This window comes from Lactococcus lactis (genome assembly GCF_029023865.1).
Classification (GTDB): Bacteria; Bacillota; Bacilli; order Lactobacillales; family Streptococcaceae; genus Lactococcus; species Lactococcus lactis.
The window spans coordinates 915453-938826 of record NZ_CP118969.1 but is presented as its reverse complement, the minus strand read 5'-3'; the positions used below and the strand labels follow the sequence as shown (position 1 = coordinate 938826).

Sequence of the window (23374 nt, the reverse complement as noted above, 5' to 3'; positions counted from 1 at the left end):
ACTAATCTCATTAACTTATTTTTCAATTCGGATATCAAAATAATCCATGACTAACTCACAAAACATCATATTAGCCCAGCTAAACCATTCTCTAGTGTAATTTTGTGGATTATTGACATCAAATCCTTCATGCATCAAATGTGTTCCAGCGTCTGTTTCGACCAAATGATTTAAGATTCGTTCTTTTTCGCTCTTATCATTTGTAGTCATTCCTTCCATTGCTAAAGCAATTGGCCAGACATAATTTTCTGGTGTATGACTAGAACCAATTCCTCGTGCATATTTTCCTTCATAGTAATAAGGATTTTCTTTACTCAATAAAGTTTGTCGTGTTTTCAAATAAACTTCATCTTCAGCCTGACAAAATCCCAAATATGGAGCTGCAATCAGATTGGGAACATTGCTATCATCCATTAAAGTTTTGTTCCCAAGTCCATCAACATCATAAGCCCAAACTTCTTCGCCTTGTTGATTTTTAGTTTTGGCAAATTTCTCAAGTCCCTCTTGAATTTCATCTCTAAGAATCTTTGCTTCATTTGCAATTTCTTCATTAGATAGAAGCTCAGTAAAAATTTCCTTGATATAATCCAAAATAACGACAGCAAACATATTTGACGGAACCAAATAACCATACTCACAAGCATCATCACTTGGTCTAAATCCTGACCAAGTCATTCCAGTGTAGGCTGTCTTGGCTCCTTTTCCATCTCTTATTAAAGTATCTTCATGTCGCTCAGTATCTCGAACAAAATGGTAGGGAGAATCCTCATGATTTTGTTCTGTTTTAAAAACATTCAAGGTGTTTTTGACAGCTTTGATAAATTCTTCATCAAAATGTTTGGTATAACCTGTGTTTTTATAGACTAAGTAAGCGAGTTGAATAGGATAACAAAGGGAGTCAATCTCATACTTCCTTTCCCAAATCCAGCCTTTGTGTTCATTAAAGTTGGTATGGTCTGTCTGATGCCCAGCAAAGTTTTCACTTTCGTTGAAAGCATTAGCATAAGGATCTAGATTAATATATATCATTTGTTTTTTTACTAAACCAACAATCAAATCACGAATTTCTTCATCTTCACGTGCAAGTACCAAATAAGGTCTCATTTGAGCTGTCGAATCTCGTAACCACATTGCTGGAATATCACCTGTTAAAAGAAAGGTAGTCCTGTCATCATGCACTCTTAAAGTAGTTTCAAGTGTGTTTGAGAAAGAATGATTAAAGTTTACAGCCCACTCTTTATGTTCTTCTCCACAAAGAATTGTTATGTCATTCATAAACTTTTTAACAGATTTTGGAATATTTGCTTTCACTGCATCTCCTTTTAAAATTCATTTGATATATCATTTAAGGTTATTTTAATATGAATTTCTATATTTTGCAAGCGCTTTTTTATTAAAATAAGATTAATTATGTTATCTATTTTTATTTTTTCTGAATTTTATAGAGGTAAAAAGCCTATTTTTATCATTTTCACTTGTAAAAGACTTGTTTTTTTATAAAAAAAGAGTAAAATATGATATATCAAATAAAATACAAAGGGATACTTCTATGAGCTTACCACTCTACCAGCAGATTTCCGATGATTTAAAGCAAAAAATTGTCACTAAAACATTTAAATCAGGAGACCAGCTTCCCACTGAAAAAGAACTCTCAGAGACTTATTCAGTTAGCCGCATTACTGCAAAAAGAGCTCTTACTGAATTAGAACAGCTTGGTCTTGTCAGTAGAACACGAGGAAAAGGAACTTTTGTTCAAGAATTAAATAAAAACCATACCAAACTATTAAAAAGAGTGCTCTTTATTATTCCTTTTGAAGGAATGTCATTTGGAGATTTCACACAAGGTTTGGTTCCTGCTTTAAAAGTTGAAAACACAACCGTATTTATCACTTACGCAAGTTACCTTAAAGAAAATACAGCGGATGATATTAAAGAAAATTTTGATGGATTAATTTACTATCCAATGTATACAGAAGATTATCTAGATATCTTATTAGAACTTTCACTACAAAACTTTCCTGTCGTTCTTTTAGATAAACAAATTTACGACCTCGGATTTCCTTGTGTTTCCTCAGATAACTTTAATGGTGGTGAGCAAGCTGCTCAAGCGCTCTTAAATTTAGGGCATAAACGAATTGCTTTTGTGGCTAGTAATGATACCCACCATCCCCAAACAACAAGAAATCGATACTTAGGATATGTCAAAGTTCTAAAAGAACAAGGGATCAAGTTTCACACTACTCTTGATGACTCACTTTACACCGAAAGTTCTGTTTTGGAACTTATTCATAATGAAAAAGTCACAGGACTTATCTGTGAAAATGACTTAGTCGCTCTTCAAACTATGAAGACTTTGCAAGATAGCCATTTTTCTGTTCCAAATGATATATCAATTATTGGTTTTGATGATATTCAAGCGGCAAGCCTATCAAATCCGCCATTAACAACCATTGCTCAAGATTTTATTGGCATGGGAAGAATCGCTGGCGAACTACTTTTAGACTGGATTAAAAGTGGTCAAACCCCCAAAGATGTCAAAGTTCCAATCAATTTAATTAAAAGAAAAACAACTGAGGAGTTGAAATGAAGATAAACAAAATTGATACCCGTCATGGTACTGCTAACCAATCCACTTTTTCACATGGAAATTGCCTTCCTTACACTGGTTTTCCTTGGGGAATGAATTATTTTGCCCCTTCAACCGGTGCTGCTCGTGGAGCTTGGTGGTTTCATCCAGAAGACCGTACCTTTGAAGGCTACCGAATCACTCACCAACCCAGTCCTTGGATGGGAGATTTCTCACATTTGACAATGACTCATGTTGCAGGTCCTTTGCCTGAAACTTCCTTATGGCACACAGTGAGTTCATACCGTCCAGAAGAATCAACTTTTAATCCAACGCAACTCAAAATTACTCAATTACGTTATCAGATTACATCTCAGTTAATTCCATCAATGTATGGTGGAATTCTATCAATGAATTATCAAAATTTAGGCCTCAAAGATAATGGCTTGATGCTTCATCTCCCCGGTTCTTATGAACTTCAACAACTTGACGATTACAGCTTAGAGTTTTCAATTATTAATTTTGCGGGTTGCGAAGATGAAGATTTTACTTTTTATCTCAAATTTACTGCTGACCAACCTTTTGTTTTAAGTGGAAATTTATCTGATGAAGATTCTTCTGTTCGCTTAGATTTCAAAGCAGCCAAGCAAGTTCAAATACATTTTGCTACCTCTTTTATTTCCAAGGAACAAGCCGCTCTTAATCTGGAGCGTGAACAAGATAATTCAGCAGAAACATATTTGGAAAATGCTGAATCAGCTTGGAATAACCTTTTTTCACGTATCGAAATTGAGCATCATAATCAACAAGAAGTTTCCACTTTCTATCACAATCTTTATCGCTCATTTCTCTTTCCACAAACTTTTTATGAATTTGACCAAGAGCATCAAAAAATCCATTACGATACAAGCTCTAAAACTGTCAAGAAAGGCCCGCTCTATACAAACAATGGCTTCTGGGATACTTTCCGAACAGTCTATCCGCTTTATAGTCTAATAGCCGTTGACGAGTACGGTGATATGCTCGAAGGTTTCCTAAATTCTTATCGTGCGACTGGTTTTCTTCCAAAATGGCTTTCTCCTGATGAACGTGGTCTAATGCCCGGTACCTTGATAGACGCTGTCATTGCTGATGCTGCAAGCAAAAACATTCGTCCTGATTTGATGCCCGAGTTTTTGGAAGCAATGAAAAAAGGAGCCACAAGTCAATCTGAAAACTCTAATTACGGCCGTCGTGGCACAAAAGATTATCTAAAACTTGGTTATGTTCCGCTCACTCACCATGAATCAGTTAATCACACTTTAGATTACGCATTTTCTGATTATTGTATTTCTCAAGTGGCGAAACAAACCGGTGACAAAGAAATTTCAGACTTCTATGCCCATCAAGCAAAAAACTATCAAAATATTTTTGATTCTGAAACTGGTTTTATGCGAGCAAAAGATGCTGACGGAAATTTCAGAGCTGACTTTTTAGATATTCGTTGGGGTCGTGATTATGCAGAAGGTTCTGCTTGGCAGACTTCTTGGTCAGTTCTTCATGATTTTGCTGGATTGATTAAACTACATGGCTCAAGAGAAAATTTTGAAAACAAACTCATCGAGCTTTGCAACCAACGACCAAATTTCAATGTTGAAGGATATGGTTTTGAAATTCACGAAATGAGTGAAATGGCTGCTATCGAATTTGGACAAGTGGCTATCTCAAATCAACCAAGTTTCCATTACCCATACCTTTTTAGCTACATTGGTAAACCTTGGATGGCTACGCCTTTAATCAAAAATTTACTGACAGAAACATTTAATGATAGTCCGAAGGGCTATCCTGGTGACGAAGATAATGGAACAATGGCAGCTTGGTATATTTTTTCAAGTTTAGGATTCTATCCAGTCACAGCTGCTTCTAATCAATATGTATTAGGAATTCCACTCTGGGACAAAGCTAGAATCAACCTTTCCTCTGGTCAGCAACTTACTATTCTTGCAGAACCAAATGCTCCGCAACAAGTTTTCGTCAACCAAATCACATTTACTGACAAAAAAGTCAATGATACTTTTATCAAGCACGAAGAATTGATAAAAGGCGGAACCCTAAAATTTGATTTAGGAATCGTACCAAATCCACTTAAATATACGAACGAACAACTTCCTTATTCACTGACAGAAAATTAATTACTGACAAGACCAGACCTAATCATTCTGTCAGTAAAAAAACACGCTTGATTGATTAAAATCAGCGTGTTTTTTTTATTTTATAAATTTAAGCCTATTTCTTTAAATCAGACCAAACCCATTCAGTAAACTCAGGAATATCAACTCCTTCATTTCTTGTCACTTCAAAGTGTTTAACTAGTGTCCGTTCCATTCGGTCAATGAAAGCTTTCGCTAGACCTTGATTAACTTTTCGGTTGACATAAAGAACTTGCATGGCATCAATCGCTTGGTGGAAACGGTCAAGCTCAGAGTAAACCCGCATATCATAAGTCGTCGTGATGTCACCATCTTCACGGTAACCATGAACAATCAAACCATCGTGTCCTCTTTGATAGAAAATGGATTCGATTAAATCTTCATACCCATGGAATCCAAAAATTACTGGAGTGCCTGAAGGGCCAAAGTATTTTTCAAATTCTTCATCTGAGAGTTCACGTTCTTGATTGAGTGCCCCTTTTTTCTTTTGCAACCGACCCAGTTCAACCACGTTCACATAACGGAATTTTGCCTGTGGGAAAACTTCGTTTATAAGATGTAAAGCTGCCAGGGTTTCAATTGTAGGCTCAGCTCCTGCTGAGGCAAAAACTAAATCTACTGCTTCTCCATCTTTAGCCGTTGAAGCCCAATCAATTGTTGCAATTCCGTCAGTCGCCAATTTTTCAGCTTCTTCTTTAGTAAACCATTGTTGACGAGGTTGTTTAGAGGCTACAATATGATTAATTTTACTTCTATCTTGAAAAGCACGGTCAAATACGGCAAGCAAAGTATTTCCATCAGCTGGCAAATATTGTCTGATAAAATCAGATTTCTTTTCAGCCAAATGAGTCAACATTCCAGGATCTTGATGAGTATAACCGTTATGGTCTTGTTGGAAAACAGTCGAAGTCGAAATAACATTAAGCGAAGGATAATCATGGCGCCATTTTTGGTCTGCAGCTTGACGAATCCATTTGAAATGTTGAGTTAACATTGAATCCACGACTCGCAAGAATGATTCATAACTTGCAAATACTCCTGTGCGTCCGGTTAAAGTATAACCTTCAAGCCAACCTTCTGCTTGGTGTTCTGATAATTGAGAATCAATAATCCGACCCTCAGGTGAGATAAATTCATCATTTGGATTTTTTATGACTTGCATCCATTGACGATTCGTCACCTTAAACATTTCCCAGAAACGATTAGACATGGTTTCATCAGGACCAAACAAACGGAAACGCGTAGGATTAAGTTTGACTATTTCTGCAAAATATTTTGACAAAACATTCATATCCATATTGTCATTTGTATCAGGGAGTAATTTTCCTCGATTATTTTCAGAAATTGGATTTGCAAATTCTTGCCAATCTGGTAAGACCAAATTAGAAGAATCAACTCCCCCATTTGTTACAGGGTTAGAAGCCATTCGCATCTCACCTTTTGGTGCAAAATCACGCAACTCTTCTTTCAAACTTCCATCAGCATTAAATAAAGTTTCCGGTTGATAAGAAGTCATCCATTTTACAAATTCTGGTAAAGTTCCCATATTTTTAGAAGATAACGGAAGTGGAACTTGATGCGCACGGAAACTATGTTCAATCGGCATTCCTCTTCCGTCAAATTTAGGACCTGACCAATCATTATAACGTGGACCACCCCAACCTTTTGGTAAACGTGCGATAACAATTGGCCAAGCTGGAATCTCTCCATTTTGATAACGATTATCTTCACGCGCATCTTTCTGAATTTGATGAATGTCTTCAATCGCTTTATCAAAAACTTCAGCTGCTAATTTATGATAAGCCATGTAATCATGAATATCATCATTTTCAATATAACGAGGTGAGTAACCCAGTCCTTCAAAGAATTTACGAATATCAACATCTGAAGTTCGAGCGAACAAAGTAGGATTTGAAATTTTAAAACCATTTAAATCAAGAATTGGTAAAATCGCCCCATCATTCTTAGGATTAATGAATTTAATAGAGTGCCAACTTGTCATCAACGGTCCAGTTTCAGCTTCTCCATCCCCAACAACAGCAAAAGCAATTTGTTCAGGTTGATCAAGAATAGCCCCTGTTGCATGTGATAGCACATAACCTAACTCACCTCCTTCATGAAGTGAACCAGGGGTTTGCGCCGTCATATGTGACCCTATTCCTCCAGGAAATGAGAAACGTTTAAACAAACGTGACATCCCTTCCAAATCTTGGGTAATCTCTGGATAAACTTCTGTATATGAGCCATCAAGATAAGAAGGAACAACCATGGCTTGTCCACCATGTCCGGGCCCCCCCATGTAAAACATCTTTTGATTATATTTATTGATTAAACGATTGGCATGAGCATAGAGGAAAGTTTGTCCTGATACCGTCCCCCAGTGCCCAATAGGATTGGCTTTAAGGTTTTCTGCTTTAATTGGAGTTCCTGTCACAGAGAACAAAGGATTTTCTTTCAAGAAAATCATTCCTGCTCCAAGATAAGTTGCTGCTCGCCACCATTTATCAAGCTTTTTCAAATAAGATTCTGAATTATATTCTGTCATTTTTTCCTCCTGATTTTCCTTCATTATAGGTCAATTATGCTTAATATTCTAATAATTTGTTCATATATCCACTAGGAAACATTGCTATATATTTTTGTTTATTGAAATTAGCGAATACGAAAAGAGAGAGAATTCTCTCTCAAATTTTTCATCCAAGATTAATATAAGTTAGTCCAAACATTGCACACAAATCACCAATTTGTTCTGAATCAACCACAAAAGATAAAACAGTATGATGTCCCCCTCCTGCTTTTAACCATTGTTCAGCCCCAACTTTTAATCCTTGTTTAGGCGTCCAGAGCTGCTTAGCAACTGGTAAAAACGGAGTTTCTTCTTCTGGTTTATTTCCAGTAACCTCATAAGAAATTAACTTAAATTCATTTCCATAATCTGCCATAGTAATATCAACAGCTTCACCAATCATACCTGTGAATACTAAGCGTGCTGGATCTGACTTACCACCAATATCTAACGGATGGACCTCAACTCGTGGCTTGTCTGATGCTATTGAAGGATCAACTTCAAGCATGTGTGACCCAAGAATTGCTTCGTGTCCTTGACGCAAATCCAAAGTATAATCTTCCATAAAGACTGTTTCTTTATTATGCGCCATAATTTTGAACAGACGGACAAGTGCTGCTGTTTTCCAATCTCCTTCTCCAGCGAATCCATAACCATCAGCCAAAAGTAATTGTGCTGCAAGTCCAGGTAATTGTTCTAAGCCTACCAAGTCTTCAAAGTTAGTAGTAAAGGCACTATAGCCTTTATCGTCCATAAATTTCTTAATTCCTAAATATTCACGTAATTGATATTTAACATTTTTTTCGAATTTTTCCGGACTATTGTTTCCTTCAATATAATCATATTTACTTTGTAAATCTTTATAAAGCTGATTAATATCACTCTCTGCTACAGCATTAACATATTCTACTAAATCACCTACTCCCCAATAATCAACCGTCCAGCCAAATTTAATTTGCGCTTCAACTTTATCTCCGTCCGTAACAGCGACATCTCGCATTTTATCAGCAAATGTAACGATTTTTATTTTATAGGATTCATTGTAAGCCACCGCAACATTCATCCATTTAGCGATTTGTTGTCTAATTTCATCATCTTCCCAATGGCCAAATATAATCTTATTATTTTTTTTCAAACGTGCATTGATAAAAGCATATTCTCGGTCACCATGAGCTGATTGATTTACATTCATATAATCAAAATCAATCGTTTTGTAAGGAATATGGTTCAAAAATTGAGTAGCTAAGTGTAGTAAGGGTTTATTTAAAAGTTGTGTCCCACGAATCCAGTTTTTGGCTGGAGAAAAGGTGTGCATCCATGTAATCACGCCCGCAACTTCATCCTGATAATTTGCTTCCTTCATAATTTGAGTAATATTTTCAGCAGTTGTTGCAACTATTTTAAAAATAATTGGATAAGGGAGGCTACCAGAATAATTCATTTCGTCAACTACTTTTCGAGCATTTTTTTCAACAGTCGCCAAAGCTTCTGGACCATATAAAAATTGAGACCCTGTAACAAACCAAAATTCTTTTTGAGTATTTTCTAACATTTTTCTACCAACTTTCTTCATATTATTTATTTATTTATTTTTTTGTCCATAATAAGCATCTTTACCATGTTTACGTAAGTAATGCTTATCTAAAATTCTTTGAGGTAAATCCGCTGCATAACTGTTAATTTGACGAGCAAAAATATTCATCTTACAAACATTTTCTAAAACTACTGCATTATATACAGCAGCTTCAACATCCCCCCCCCATGTAAAGGGACCATGCCCATGGAGTAAAACAGCTGGTATATCTAAGATATCAATCCCTCTTTCTTCAAAAGTTTCAATAATAAGTTTACCAGTTTCATACTCGTATCCTTTATCAATTTCCTCCTTTGTCAAGTAGCGAGTACAAGGAACCGGACCGTAGAAGGTATCCGCATGAGTTGTACCCATAGCCGAAACATCTACACCTGACTCTGCCCATGCAGTTGCCCAATTCGAATGTGTATGGACAATACCACCTAATTCCGGATATTTTTTGTAGAGTACGGCGTGCGTTGGAGTATCTGACGATGGGTTTAATTCTCCTTCAATAACTTTCCCTTCCAAATCAACCACTACCATGTCAGATGCTTTTAAGCTCCCATAATCTACCCCACTTGGCTTAATGACAAAATAGCCTGTTTCCTTATCAAAAGCACTCGCATTTCCCCAAGTAAATTCAACAAGATGATGTTCAGGAAGTTCAAGATTTGCTTTTAATACCTTTTCTTTTAAGTCTTCTAACATTTTTTTCCTTACTATTTAATTTATTTTTTCAGCAGCTTGACGCTCCAGATCAAGCCCTTCACGATAACGTTTAATGAACAAGTTATAACTTGTTTCGTCTTCAGGATTAGGATTTATTGTAATACTTTTAACAGCTGCAAAAACTTTTTCTTTTAAGAATTCATTTAAATTATTATTTTCACTCGAACTGAATGCCCCAAGACAGCCATTCCCCAAGCACCACCTTCTCCTGCCGTTTCCATAACCGTGACAGGCTTTTGCAGTGCAGCAGCTAAAATCTGCTGCCCAACTTCTGGAGTTTTGAAAATCCCTCCATGTCCTACTAAACCGCTGATTTCGATTTTTTCCTGCTTTAGAAGATCCATACCAATACGCATTGCGCCAAAAGCGCTATAAATATGCGTTCTCATAAAATTCGCTAAGTTAAAATTACCATCGGGTAATCGAACAAATAAAGGACGTCCTGCACTTACCTTTGTTATATTTTCACCAGAAAAATAACCATAACTTAATAGCCCTCCTAGATCATTATCCGCTTCCAAAGCTTTATTAAAAAGTATTGAAAATATTTTCTCACGATTAACAGCAATTCCTAAACTTGTCGTATATTCTTCAAAAAGCTTTATCCAGGCATTGATATCTGAAGTAGAGTTGTTGGCATGAACCATACCAACAAGTTCTCCGTCAGGAGTGGTCACAATATCTATTTCAGGATAGACCTTTGAAAGAGACTTCTCAAGAACAATCATCGCAAATGCTGAAGTCCCAACAGAAACATTTCCCGTGCGAACTTCTATACTATTTGTCGCTACCATCCCGGTTCCTGCATCTCCTTCTGGCGGACAAAGAGGAATTCCAGCTTTAAGAGCTCCGGTAGGATCAATCAAAAATGCTCCTTGCTCTGTTAATGTACCTGCTTTTTCACCTGCTCGTAAAACTTTCGGAAAAATATTTTCTAAACTCGTTGAAGTCTCTTTTTCAAAAAGATTAATAAATTTTTTATTATATGTTTTTGTTGCACTGTCAATCGGGAACATTCCAGAAGCATCACCAATTCCCAAAACTTTTTCCCCTGTCAATTGCCAATGGACATAGCCAGCTAAAGTTGTTAAATATTCAACTTGATTGATATGCTTTTCTCGATTTAGTATCGCTTGATAGTAATGAGCAATAGTCCATCGTTCAGGAATATTAAAATCAAAAAGTTCTGTCAACATTCTTGAGGCTTCTGATGTCGTTGAATTTCTCCAAGTTCTAAAAGGGATTAGAAGTTTATCAGTTTTATCAAAGGCCATATAGCCGTGCATCATTGCGCTAAATCCAATCGAAGCAACCTTTTCAAGTATTAGTCCATATTTTTTATAGACTTCCGTTGCTAGTTCTCTATAGCTCCTTCGCAGCCCTTTCCATACTTCTTCTGTCGAATAAGTCCAGTAACCATCAACTAACTTGTTTTCCCATTCATAGCTTCCAGATGCAATTGTCTGAAATTTGGAATCAATTAATACCGCTTTTATTCGCGTGGACCCAAACTCAATCCCCAAATTTGTGCGGACATCAACAATATCTAACATTTCTCCCGCTCTTAAAGAGACCATTTTTTCTCCTTTTTCTTAATTATTCGCTAATGCGTAGCGCTTACATAATTACATAATTTTATAAGGAGATTTTCAATAGCATGAAAACTAATAAAAAAATTTCTGCTTCTTTTATCTACTTTTTTGGGGCATTTGGCGGAATACTATTCGGTTACGATATAGGAGTTATGACTGGAGCCCTCCCTTTTTTACAAACTAGTTGGGGCTTAACCAACAATGCAACAATTATAGGGTGGATCACTTCATCAGTAATGTTTGGCGCGATCTTTGGTGGTGCAGCAGCTGGACTTTTGTCCGATCGTCTGGGTCGACGAAAAATGATTCTGATTTCCTCACTAATTTTTATGGTAGGTTCGTTACTTTCTTCCATCTCCCCTCATGATGGTCAATATTATTTAATCGTTGTCCGAATTTTATTGGGACTAGCAGTGGGAGCCGCTTCTGCCCTTGTACCATCATATATGTCTGAAATGTCACCCGCTAATATTAGAGGACGGCTGTCAGGTATTAATCAAGTGATGATCGTTTCTGGTATGCTTTTATCTTATATCGCCGATTATTTTCTAAAAAATTTATCCACGGATATTGCTTGGCGTATTATGCTTGGTGCTGCTGCAATTCCAGCATTAATTCTTTTCTTTGGGGTATTAGCTTTGCCAGAGTCCCCTCGATTCCTCATTAAATCTGGAAAAATAAATGAAGCTAAACAAGTTCTTAGCTTCATACGTAAACCTGACGAAATTGAAAACGAAATAAAATCAATCCAAGATACAGCTAAACAAGAATCAGCTGCATTGTCTTCTACCAGCTGGGGAACCCTCTTCAAAAGTCGCTATAGGTATTTAGTAGTAGCTGGCCTAGGTGTTGCTGCTTTTCAACAATTTCAAGGTGCTAATGCAATTTTCTACTACATTCCACTGATTGTAGAAAAAGCAACAGGACACTCTGCTAGTGAAGCATTGATGTGGCCGATTATTCAGGGAATTATCCTCGTGATTGGTGCACTTTTCTTCTTGGTAATTGCTGATCGCTTTGATAGACGTACTCTCCTCCGATTGGGTGGAAGTATCATGGGGCTCTCCTTTATTCTTCCAGCCATCATCAATTTCATCATACCCAATTCGAGTCCTATGATGATTGTTTTCTTTTTGTGTATTTACGTCGCCCTTTATTCATGTACCTGGGCTCCATTAACTTGGGTGCTTGTAGGTGAGGTATTCCCTTTAGCTATTCGAGGACGTGCCTCTGGATTAGCCTCATCCTTTAACTGGATTGGTTCCTTCCTCGTTGGACTTCTATTTCCAATTATGACCGCATCAATGAGCCAAGAAGCTGTTTTTGCTATATTTGGTGTAATTTGTCTATTAGGAGTGCTCTTTGTCCAATTCTTCGTCCCTGAAACCCGTGGCCGTACACTTGAAGAAATTGAAAAACATATAAAAAATTAAATTCCTACATGGAAAATGAAAATAATTGGGTTTAAAAAGGCCAAATTTTAACACCAATAGATTTTTTGAACTTGATGCAACTTCACTACAACTTATATGATATAATATATTACAATAGTAAATATTTGAAGTAGGTTAAAATCTTTAAATATCGCTAAAAAATAAGTAAGAAAGGGGATCTTTCCATGAAACCAAAATACCAAGTAATTGCTGACTCACTTCGAGATAAGATTATTTCTACTGAATATGTCGTTGGTGGAGTCATTCCAACAGAGTTGCAATTGCAAGAAGCATATCATGCTAGTCGATATACCGTAAGACAAGCGGTATCGGTATTAGTAAGTGAAGGATATCTCCGCAAAGAAAAAGGTTCTGGAACCTATGTCAATGAACCCCCAACTTCAACTAGTGAAATATCTCCCAAAAAAACAATTGGCGTAATAACAACTTACATCTCTGATTATATCTTCCCAACAATTATCCGGGGAATTGAAAAAGAACTGAAAGCTGATGGCTATTCTCTTCTTCTTTCGAGCACTAATAATGATTATCTTCAAGAGAAAGAGTGCTTGGATAGAATGATTGAATTTGGTGTAGATGGATTAATCGTTGAGCCAACAAAAAGTAATCAATATAACCCTAATCTGGCAACCTATGTCACTTTACGAGAACATAATATTCCAATCGTTATGATTAATGCAACTTATGAAGAACTAAGTACTCCATCGATCCATGTTGATGATGTTGAAACTGGCTATTTAGCAACAAAGGAACTTATTGATAATAATCACCAACGCCTCTTATTAATAACTAAAATTGACGACTTACAAGGTAAATACCGCATGAAAGGTTTTATAAAGGCATGCGAAGAAAAAGAAATTAAACTTTCTTCAAATTCCATTATTACTTATACTACTGAAAACGAAGTGTCAATCTATGACAAAATAATTTCTCACTTAAAAGAATTTACCGACATCAGTGGAATTGTTTGTTACAATGATAAGATTGCTAAAACGCTAATTGGAAAACTTTCTAGTCTTGGCTATAAAATTCCTGATGATTTTTCAATTGTTGGAAACGATGACTCTACCCTAAGTCAAATGGGAGAAGTTAGTTTAACAACAACTGTCCATACTAAAGAAAAAATGGGAATAGACGCTGCAAAATGGATTGTTAATACCATAAAAAATGGGAAATTTGAGAAAGATATTCTTTACCCACCAAAATTAATTCGTAGAAATTCTGTAAAAAAACTAAAAACTGAAGATTGATACCAAGTTATATAAAAGAACTCCTCGCCTCTTATGCAAGGAGTTCTTTTAAATCTTTTATCCCTCTTCTTCTAAATGATGCACACGATGCAGTAATTCTGCTTCGATTTGTTCGAGTGTTTTGCCTCTTGTTTCAATAACTTTTTTACTAGTAAACCAAATTGAGAGGAAACAACAAGCCGCATAAATCAGGAAAATTTTACCTGTTCCAAAAAATGATAATAATGGTAAGAATGTTAATGACACCACCCAGTTAGCAGCCCAGTTGACAGCAGCACCAAATGAATTTCCTAAGCCACGGATTTTAAGTGGGAAAGATTCACCAATCATCACCCACATTACTGGTCCCCATGTTGCTGAGAAGAAGGCAATATATACCGTTAAAGCGATAACTGCTAAATATTTACCAAAGCCAATATGAGCATTTTCTGCTAAAATCATCCCTACTGACATCAATACTAGAGAAATTCCCATTCCCCAAGCACCAAAATTAAGCATCCACCGACGATTAACTTTATCCATTACTCTCATAGCAATATAAGTTACAATAACATTGAAAATACCAATCCCAATATGAGCAAGTAAAGCTGCGCTTGCCCCAAATCCTACCGCAACAAAAATTGATGGTACAAAGTATAATACTGTATTACAGCCCATAACCTGTTGAAAAATTGCCAGACCAATTGCCATAATTAAAACTGGACGTGACATTTGACCAAATAATTCTTGTAAGCCACCTTGTTTTTCTTCCTTAGCCATCAATTGAATATCAGAAATTTCTGCTTCAATCGAGTTTGGATCATCATTTATCATCCCTAATATTTCACGGGCCCCTGCTTCATTATCATGACGAACAAGAAATCTTGGAGATTCTGGCAAAAAGAGTCCACCGATGAAAAGAAGGGCTGCTGGAACAGTGGCCAAACCAAGCATCCAATGCCAATTTCCTGAAACTCCTTTTAAAGCATAGTTTGAGATATAGGCTAATAAAATCCCAGTCATAATCATCAATTGAAACATAGTTGAAACTCCACCACGAATTTTAGCGGGTGAAAGTTCTGATAAATAAGTCGGCACCAAAGCTGAAGCTGACCCAACAGCCATCCCGAGAATAACCCGAGAAATAATTAGTAACTCAGCGCTATTTGAAAGCCCTGAACCTAAAGCTCCAACAAAAAAGATGACCGCTGACAAAAGTAACAAACGTTTCCGACCAAAACGGTCACTCATTGGTCCAATCACGACCGCGCCAATTACAGCTCCCATTAAGACTGCCGCTGTAATCCATCCTTCCATCCAAGCCCAAGAACTCACCTGCCAGCTCTCTTTTTCAATAAAAAGTAGCGCTCCCGATATGACGCCTGTGTCATATCCAAATAATAAGCCACCTAAAGCACCAAAAAAATAGATGAAAGTGGGAGAAAGTTTTCTCATGATAGTAACTCCTTAATTTTTATTTGCAAGTCTTCTTGCCTTTTTTTACTACCCACAAATGATACCGCTTTCCACACTTACTTTCTTGTAATCCTTGATATTTTAAAATGGAAATGTTGCTCATAATAAAGCTAAAAACTACTCTTATGTAAGAGCAGTTTTAATTAGTTTATTCATTTTTTATTAAGCGTGCCGGATTTCCAGCAATTATGCAGTGGCTAGGAAATGATTTGGTCACCACAGAGCCAGCACCAACGACAACATCATCTCCTAAAGAAACTCCAGGCAAAAGAATCACTGAACCGCCAAGCCAACAATCATTACCAATTACTATTGGCCCATCATATTGCCAGCCTTCACGTCTTAAAAACACATCCCTGGCATGATGATTAGGTGTAAATAATTGACAATTTGGTCCAATAAAACAGTTTTTCCCAATCTTAACCTTACCCGCACTAATAATCTGAAGTCCACTATTAATAAAAGTATTTTCTCCGACTTTAAAACGATTGGGATATTCCAAAGCAATTATTGGAAAATATATTTCTGAACTTTGAGGTAAATTTGGAAGAAAATCCTCCAAGAGTTTTCTTGCTTCATCAATATTTTCTTTTGCCTTATCATTAATTTCAGAAATTTTTTGACTAGAATTTTTGACTATTTTTTGTAGTTCTACTTCTTTGCTATATTGGTACCAATCACCATTATTTATTTTATCAAAAATAGATAGCTTTGCTAAACGTAATTTTTCTGCTTCATCTAACATTCTCATCGACTTTTTCCTTTACTAAAAATCCCTTACTACAAATATGTAGGTAAGGGATTGTAGACTAATCAAATCTTGATTCACTTGCTTTCCAAGTATAAGAACCGTCTGGTAAGACCTTGTCTCCTAATTCTTTATAGTCAAAGTTATAAAATTCTGCAACTCTATCATATCCAGAATAATCAACGGCAGCAAGCCCAACAAATGCTCCAGTGAAGAATCCGCCATAAGTTTGTAAAACATAATCATCTGAAAGGACAGCCGCATCTAAGACTACAGGAATTTCTATGAATTTTTTGCCGTCAAAACTATATTCATAAGAATATGATTCTTTACGGACTTTAGTGCGGAACCAAACATATTCAGTTCTGTCAGGAATTTTAATGGCATTATCTTTTAAATAAGAAGTATAGTTTCCTCTGTTATTTTCAGCAACTTCAATGACAGCTCCATTGATTTCATTCCATGTGATAAAAGCGAAGGACCAATGACGGTCATTGTAATAGTTGGTTAATCCAGCCATTTGTTGGTAAGAAAATGGGTCAAATTTTACTTTGACTTCTGCGTCAAAATAGAAAGCTTGCCAACGTCTAGCAATCAAAGATAAATCAAAATTATTTGCCAAAGAGCCCTGACCAATTAATGTTAACTTGCCATTTCCAACTGAACCCATTTTCTCAGTAAATGGGACACGCAATGTATTCCAGTTAATATCCAAAGTAGAACTTGCAAAATCGTCTTTTTGACTGTGGTCAGCAGGTGCATTAGTTTGAATTGCATCTTTTGGTACTTCAACAAAAGTTGTCCCACCATGACCACCAACAATACGTGGCCAACCTTCTTCGTCCCATTCCACTTTTTGGATAGAAGTTTCACGACCTAAAGAGCTCCAGCCACGAGGGTCTGTGCTTGATTCATTTTTATGATTCCATGGTCGAGCGCATAAGGAAGCATAATACCACTCACCTTTGGGTGTAGATACAAGACCTCCGTGTCCTTGCTTTTGAATATAATTATCAGGAGTATCGAAGTTTGTAATAAATGGATCGCCGGGTTCAGTTTCAAAAGATAAAGTATCCAATGTTTTAGAGCGAGCCACGACTTCTTGGTGTGTAAAGACTGTTCCACCTTGAGCCGCAAAAAGATAATAATAATCATTAATTTGGTAGAGGTGTGGACCTTCAACCAATTTAACATTTGTACCATTGTAAATCGTTTTAGCTGTTTTAGGTTGTAGTTTCATTGTTGTCACATCAAACTCAGTCAATGTGATTCCGTCAAATGGATGCTTGTATTCACGATGATCCCATGTTTGTTGAACTAAGTATTTCCGTCCGTCTTTATCATGGAAAAGTGAAGCGTCAAAGCCAAGACCATTGAGCTTGATTGGGTCTGTCCATGGTCCTTTGATGTCTGTAGCTGTTGTTAAATAATTGGTCATATCTTTGAAAGCACCATTGACAACCTTAACATCTGTATAAACAAGCCAAAATTTACCATCCGCATAAGATAAATCAGGGGCCCAGATCCCACCTGAAGCTGAGTTTCCTCTCATATCCAACAAAGTGATTGTTGACAATGGACTTGGAAGTAGGTTCCAATGTTCTAAATCTTTTGATTCATGTAAACGAACACCGGGGAACCATTCAAAAGTGGAGTTCGCGATGTAATAAGTATCTTCTACGCGAATAATGCTTGGGTCTGCATTAAAGCCGGTAAGAATTGGGTTTTGAATAAGTGACATGATTTTGTCTCCTTTTAATATAAATTATTCCGCTTCCTTAAGTTGAGCACGTTTTTCATCAAGCTGTTGATTAATCTCTGCTACATCCTTATCAGAAATTGGATAGAGTTGCATAATAATCATTGATACAAGAGCAAGAACGGCTGGAATCCAAATTGCTGTGAGATTTATACCAGCTAAGGCATTAGCATGTTGATGTGCTGCTGTCTCATTGAAACCATAAGCTGCTAAGAACCAAAGTGGAATCGCTCCACCTAATGTAAAACCAATTTTGAAGAAAAGTCCCATGATTGCGTTAATAATCGCAGCATTTCTTTTACCCGATTTGAGTTCTCCATAAGCGACAACTTCAGGAACTAATGCCCACATGAATCCTGTTGCTGAAGTTAAGCCCCATTGTTTAATAAAGGTTGCAACATAAGCTAACCAGAGGGCATCATGCATTCCATTAAGGGACCAAATATATGTCAAAATTTCTCCAACAATGAACATTCCGATAAAAAGATGAAAGAAACCTTTTTTACCGAAAATTTTCTTTAAACGAGGCCAAAAGATTGGGAAAACAATTCCTGGAATTGAAGCAATGAGGCCAATGGCTCCCATCCATTCTGAATGTCCAACAACAAATTGATTAAAGAAACCATTTACAGTATTCATAAAAACATGAAAGTAAAAGCTAACATGAAGAAAATCCCTAGAATCACAAGTGGACGATTGTTCTTTAATTCAAGGAAGAGGTCAGTTGTTTTAACTTCTGCCGATTGTTCTGCTGTTGCAACCACACGTTCTTTGGTCAATTTATAACATAGGAATAAAGCTATTGCACCAATAATCATATAAACTGAGTAAACTCCAAACCAAGCATGTCCCACTGAAGGGTCAGTATAATTCCCCATATGAAGTTTAAGGCCAAATAATCCAGTATCTTTAAGACTTCTTCCTTTCGGTGCTGCCATTTGGACAAACATTGGAAAGAGGGTATAGACTAGGAGATTGGCTCCATTTGCCAACATCATCCGTGTACTTGTCAGCTTATCAACGGATTCCGGATTACGAGTTAATGATGCATTAAGTGAACCATAAGGAATATTAACAACTGAATATACTAAGTCTAAGGCAAAATAAACGATAAAAGCAAAGGGAACAGACCCTTTAACACCTGGTAGAGGTGCAAAAAGTAAGGCAGCTAAAATCACTAGAGGAATACCTGCTCTTAAAAGCCAAGGACGATATTTTCCTGCTTTTGATGTTCTTTTATCAATAAAAGTCCCAACCATTGGGTCCCAAAATACATTAATAATTCGGACAAACAGAAAAATAAAACCGGCTGTTGCAGTACCAATCGCATTGACTGTCGTCATATAAAGTGCTAAAAAGCCACCAACAGTCCCAAAGACAAGGTTTTGTGCAAAATCCCCCATTCCATAACCAATACGTTCTCCAAGCGTTAATTCATGATATTCATCATGTTGAACTTGTTTGATTTCATTACTCATTTTCGAATACATTCCTCCTATTATTTTATTAAAATTATTTTTACTGATTTACTGATGAGTCTGTCAGTAAATTTTAATTCGTTGTAAATAGATATTCTGTTATAAAAGTCTTTTTTTGACCTGCTTTAAGCTCAATCGTTCCCCATTCAGGATGATGAACAAGGTCAGGTATTTCTTGAAATTCAATAGCAATTCCGCGATTTTTGGACATTGGTCTGCCATTAATCATTGACTCTATTTCTGGATTTGTGGCTGTGTAAATCACGACCGCTTGTCTATCAGTTTGAGCTACTAGTTTCCGACCAGATAAAGGGTCATAAAGCATTAAACTTTTATCTCCTTTGGGATTAAAAACAAAGCAATCATCTAGTCCTTCGGGATTATCTTTTAAAAGCTTTTTGATTGAAACGCTTTCTTTAATTGAATAAGAACTGTCGTCAACAGTTAGAAGACGACCAGTTGGTATATTCTCTTGATTGGTTTCAACTAGAAAGTCAACATTTGCTTGAATGAAATGCTCATGAGTCGTTGATAATTCTGCTGACAGATTAAAATAAGGATGCCAAGCCGGATTAAAGACTGTGTCAGTTACTGACAGACCTGATATTGTCACTTCTAACTTATTGTCAGTTAATTTATAAGTGACTTCTGCTTGGATTTGACCTGGAAAACTGGACTCCTCATCTCTTAAACTTAGTTTAATGCCAAGAGATGATGCTGTTTCAAAAGTTTCATAAGACCAAAATTGTCTTTCCCAGCCATGGCTTCCTGAATGTAAATTATTTTTTCCTTCATTTGCCTCTAAACTGACAGAATCATAAGTAGCACCTGAAATACGCCCGGCAACTGGACCGCAAATTACACCATAATATCCTCCATCATTTGCATAGGTTTCGGAATTGTTTTTGGATAAAAGAATATTTTCAAATGTTCCATTTTTGTCAGGAGTGAGGAGTTGATGGACTCTTGCTCCATAATCATGGACAACGATGGTGAGTCGTTCATTTGATAATGTAATCTGACTAATTGATTTGTCAGCTCTAAAAGGCAAAGATTCTTTGGAAATGGTAAATGTCATAATTAACCTTCGTCATTGAATTCTACTAATTGATGAGAAATTTCAGAGGTATTTTTATAAACTTGTTTCCAAATTTGATAAATTTGCTCATAACGTGCTACATTTTTTGGATTTGGTATGAAACTGGCTTCCTTGTAATGAACAAAAGCTTTAGTGACCGCTTCTAAGCTATCAAAAAGTCCGCAACCAAAAGCAGCAATCATACAAGCACCAAGTCCCGGTCCCTGCTCAACCGTTAAGCGAATCATTTCAGAATTAAAAATATCTGCTTGCATTTGCATAATGTCGGGATTTTGCGCACCCCCACCTACGGAAATCAAACGTTTAAACTTCTTGTTTTTCGTTTTTTCCATGATATCTTTAGAATCACGCAATGAAAAGGTAATTCCTTCAAGCACTGCTCTTGAAAAATGTTTTTGTTCATGATGAGCAGAAATTCCTATAAAACTTCCGCGAATTTTTGAATCAAAATGTGGTGTTCTTTCACCTACAATATATGGCGTAAAGAGCAATCCTTCTGAACCAGGAGAAACTGTGTAAACTTCTGACAAAAGTTCATTGAAACTCAAGCCTTTTCCAAAAGTTTCCTTATACCAGTTTAAAGAATTTCCGGCAGCCAAGGTTACTCCCATTGAGTAATAAGCACCCGGAACCGTGTGATTAAAGAAATGAAGTTTTCCTTTATAATCTGCAATTTTAGGTTCATAAGCGGAAACGACTCCGGAGGTTCCCATTGAAATCAAGCCCACTTCTTCATTGATTAAACCAACACCCAGAGCGGCGGCAGCATTATCGGCTCCACCAGCAAATACTTTTACTTCATTTGTCAGTTTATAGCGTTCAGCTATTTCTGCTTTGACAAATCCTGTTCGGTCAGTGGATTCAATCAATTCAGGTAGAATTCCCCTATCAATATTGAATGCGTCAGTAATTTCCTCTGACCATTGTTTTTTCTCAATATCTAAAAGTAAAGTTCCTGCTGCGTCAGAAAATTCGGTATAAATATTTCCTGTCAGCCAAAGGCTCAAGTAATCTTTTGGCAACATTATTTTTTTTACTCTTGACCAAACCTCTGGTTCATTTTCTTGGAGCCAAAGAATTTTTGGTAAGGTAAATCCTTCAAGAGCAATATTTTTTGTAATCTCTAAAAGTCGCTGACCAAGTCTGTCAGTAATTTCTTGACATTGTTTGCTTGTTCTCACATCATTCCAAAGAATTGCTGGATAAACTGGTTTATTATTGTCATCTAAAACGACTAATGAATGCATTTGCCCCGAAAAACTAATGCCTGCAAGTTGCTGACCAAAATCTGAAATTTCTACTGACAAATCGGTCAGTACTGATTCAAGTGCCACAATCCAATATTCTGGACGTTGTTCAGAATAGCCTTGTTTGGGCGTATCAATTTGGTATTCAGCAGATTTTGTTGTAATTAAATTACCAACTTCATCCATCAAAATTCCTTTAAGACTTGATGTTCCTAAGTCAATTCCTAACACGTAAGTCATTATTATTCCTCATAATAAAAGAGAAGGACGAGGAGGAATTCCTCGCCCTCTTTTAAGTTCTAAATTTTAAACAAGATAGTCATTCAATACTGATTTGATGTATTCCAAGTGATTAGAATCAAGTTCAATATCGTCACCATGTTCAAGTGCAAATGCGGCAAGACTTTCAAAAGTTGCTGTTCCATTTTCAATGGATTGACCAACTTCTGTATTTTTGTATGAACTATAACGTTCGTCAACAATATCAGACAAGAATTTATCTTCAATGATTGCTGCTGCACCTTTCAAAGCACGCGCATAAGTATCCATCCCTGCAATATGAGCAAGAATTAAATCCTCTGCTTTGAAACTTGTACGACGTACTTTCGCATCAAAGTTAATTCCACCTTTGCCAAGTCCACCGTTCAAAAGAATTTGGTGCATCGCAAGTGTGATATCAATAACAAGTGTTGGGAATTCATCTGTATCCCAACCAAGCAAGTAATTTCCTTGATTGGCATCAATAGAACCCAAAGCATTGAAAGTACGTGCAGTATTTAATTCGTGTTCAAAAGTGTGCCCAGCCAGCCAAGCATGATTTGTTTCAAGATTGAGTTTGAAGTATTTGTCCAAGTCATATTTTTGCAAGAAAGCAAGAGCTGTTGCTGCGTCAAAATCATATTGGTGAGTCATTGGTTCTTTTGGTTTTGGTTCAATCAAGAAAATAGGCAAGTGGTTGATTGATTTTGCATAATCAATTGCCAAATGGAAGAATTTTGCCATGTGGTCCATTTCAAGACCCATATCTGTGTTCAAAAGTGATTCATAACCTTCACGACCACCCCAGAAGACATAATTTTCGCCACCAAGTTTTTTAGAAAGTTCAAGACCTTTTTTAACTTGTGCAGCACCATAAGCAAAGACTTCAGCACGGTTAGAAGTTGAAACACCATTCATATAGCGGGGATTTGAAAACATGTTTGCTGTATTCCAAAGTAATTTAATCCCTGTTGCTTTTTGTTTTTCAAGAAGGTGGTCAGTAATTTCGTCCAAATTAGCATAAAATTCTTTCAAAGAATTTCCAGTAGGTACAATATCAATATCATGGAAACAATAATATTTAACACCTAATTTTTCAGCAATTTCAAAGAAAGCATCTACTCGACGGTGAGCACGGTCAAGTTCAGAACCACCTTCCAAATCCCAAGGACGTTCCATTGTTGCTCCCCCAAAGGGATCTGACCCATCCATTGTAATTGTATGCCAAAATGCAAGGGCAAAATGAAGTTGTTCTTCCATTGTTTTACCAGCAACTACTTCTTCTGGATTATAATGGCGAAAGGCAAACATATTTTTAGTTTTTGTACCTTCGTATTTGATAGGTGCGATGTCGTTAAAGTAAGCCATTTTTATAGCTCCTCCTCTTTATGATATTAATATTATTTTC

Annotated in this window: 14 protein-coding genes and 2 pseudogenes; 4 read left to right on the top strand and 12 right to left on the bottom strand. The window is 36.5% G+C overall.

The features are described from left to right. Positions 1-15 precede the first annotated feature (15 nt). Positions 16-1275, bottom strand: a complete 1260-nt coding sequence (locus tag PYW37_RS04775) for a glycoside hydrolase family 125 protein (protein WP_043994803.1) — start codon at positions 1273-1275, stop codon at positions 16-18. Between the two features lie 274 nt (positions 1276-1549). Here PYW37_RS04775 and PYW37_RS04770 point away from each other — a divergent pair, with 274 nt between their 5' ends. Then, a complete protein-coding gene (locus PYW37_RS04770; RefSeq protein WP_003130086.1) occupies positions 1550-2587 on the top strand; it encodes a GntR family transcriptional regulator in 1038 nt (345 codons plus the stop codon). Next, positions 2584-4737: a GH92 family glycosyl hydrolase gene (locus PYW37_RS04765; RefSeq protein WP_023188770.1), complete on the top strand. Its 2154-nt coding sequence runs from the start codon at positions 2584-2586 to the stop codon at positions 4735-4737. Before PYW37_RS04770 ends, PYW37_RS04765 begins: the two co-directional genes overlap by 4 nt. 94 nt (positions 4738-4831) lie before the next feature. Here the strand turns inward: PYW37_RS04765 and PYW37_RS04760 are convergent, their stop codons facing one another. The 4 genes and pseudogenes from PYW37_RS04760 to PYW37_RS04745 all read right to left on the bottom strand — a co-directional run bounded on the left by PYW37_RS04760 (position 4832) and on the right by PYW37_RS04745 (position 11203). After that, entirely contained in the window at positions 4832-7300 is a 2469-nt protein-coding gene (locus PYW37_RS04760; RefSeq protein WP_023188769.1) for a phosphoketolase family protein, read from the bottom strand. Positions 7301-7448: 148 nt separating this feature from the next. After that, complete coding sequence (gene araA, locus PYW37_RS04755; protein ID WP_023188768.1) at positions 7449-8873, bottom strand: L-arabinose isomerase; 1425 nt, start codon at positions 8871-8873, stop codon at positions 7449-7451. A gap of 30 nt (positions 8874-8903) precedes the next feature. Continuing rightward, positions 8904-9605, bottom strand: a complete 702-nt coding sequence (locus PYW37_RS04750) for an L-ribulose-5-phosphate 4-epimerase (RefSeq protein WP_023188767.1) — start codon at positions 9603-9605, stop codon at positions 8904-8906. Then, positions 9562-11203 (bottom strand): annotated as a pseudogene (locus PYW37_RS04745) (xylulokinase). Before PYW37_RS04745 ends, PYW37_RS04750 begins: the two are co-directional and overlap by 44 nt. Before the next feature lie 80 nt (positions 11204-11283). Here PYW37_RS04745 and PYW37_RS04740 point away from each other — a divergent pair. After that, a complete protein-coding gene (locus PYW37_RS04740; protein ID WP_025016702.1) occupies positions 11284-12651 on the top strand; it encodes a sugar porter family MFS transporter in 1368 nt (455 codons plus the stop codon). Positions 12652-12836: 185 nt separating this feature from the next. Continuing rightward, a complete protein-coding gene (locus PYW37_RS04735) occupies positions 12837-13922 on the top strand; it encodes a GntR family transcriptional regulator (protein ID WP_044009697.1) in 1086 nt (361 codons plus the stop codon). 57 nt (positions 13923-13979) lie between these two features. Here PYW37_RS04735 and PYW37_RS04730 read toward each other — a convergent pair whose 3' ends face one another. The 7 genes and pseudogenes from PYW37_RS04730 to xylA form a co-directional block, all read right to left on the bottom strand. After that, positions 13980-15356, bottom strand: a complete 1377-nt coding sequence (locus tag PYW37_RS04730) for a sugar porter family MFS transporter (RefSeq protein ID WP_044009698.1) — start codon at positions 15354-15356, stop codon at positions 13980-13982. Positions 15357-15525: 169 nt separating this feature from the next. Next, positions 15526-16128, bottom strand: coding sequence for a sugar O-acetyltransferase (locus PYW37_RS04725; protein ID WP_021723019.1), 603 nt, complete (start codon positions 16126-16128; stop codon positions 15526-15528). A gap of 58 nt (positions 16129-16186) precedes the next feature. Further along, positions 16187-17866 (bottom strand): glycoside hydrolase family 43 protein, encoded by a 1680-nt coding sequence (locus PYW37_RS04720; RefSeq protein WP_025016701.1) that lies wholly within the window; start codon positions 17864-17866, stop codon positions 16187-16189. Positions 17867-17890: 24 nt separating this feature from the next. Next, positions 17891-19374: pseudogene (locus PYW37_RS04715) on the bottom strand (MFS transporter). A 61-nt stretch (positions 19375-19435) separates the two neighbouring features. After that, on the bottom strand, positions 19436-20440 hold the full coding sequence (locus tag PYW37_RS04710; protein WP_023188760.1) for an aldose epimerase family protein: 1005 nt from the start codon (positions 20438-20440) through the stop codon (positions 19436-19438). A gap of 2 nt (positions 20441-20442) precedes the next feature. Then, positions 20443-21948, bottom strand: coding sequence for a xylulokinase (xylB, locus tag PYW37_RS04705; protein WP_025016700.1), 1506 nt, complete (start codon positions 21946-21948; stop codon positions 20443-20445). 66 nt (positions 21949-22014) lie between these two features. Next, on the bottom strand, positions 22015-23334 hold the full coding sequence (gene xylA / locus PYW37_RS04700) for a xylose isomerase (RefSeq protein ID WP_025016699.1): 1320 nt from the start codon (positions 23332-23334) through the stop codon (positions 22015-22017). Between the last annotated feature and the right edge of the window lie 40 nt (positions 23335-23374).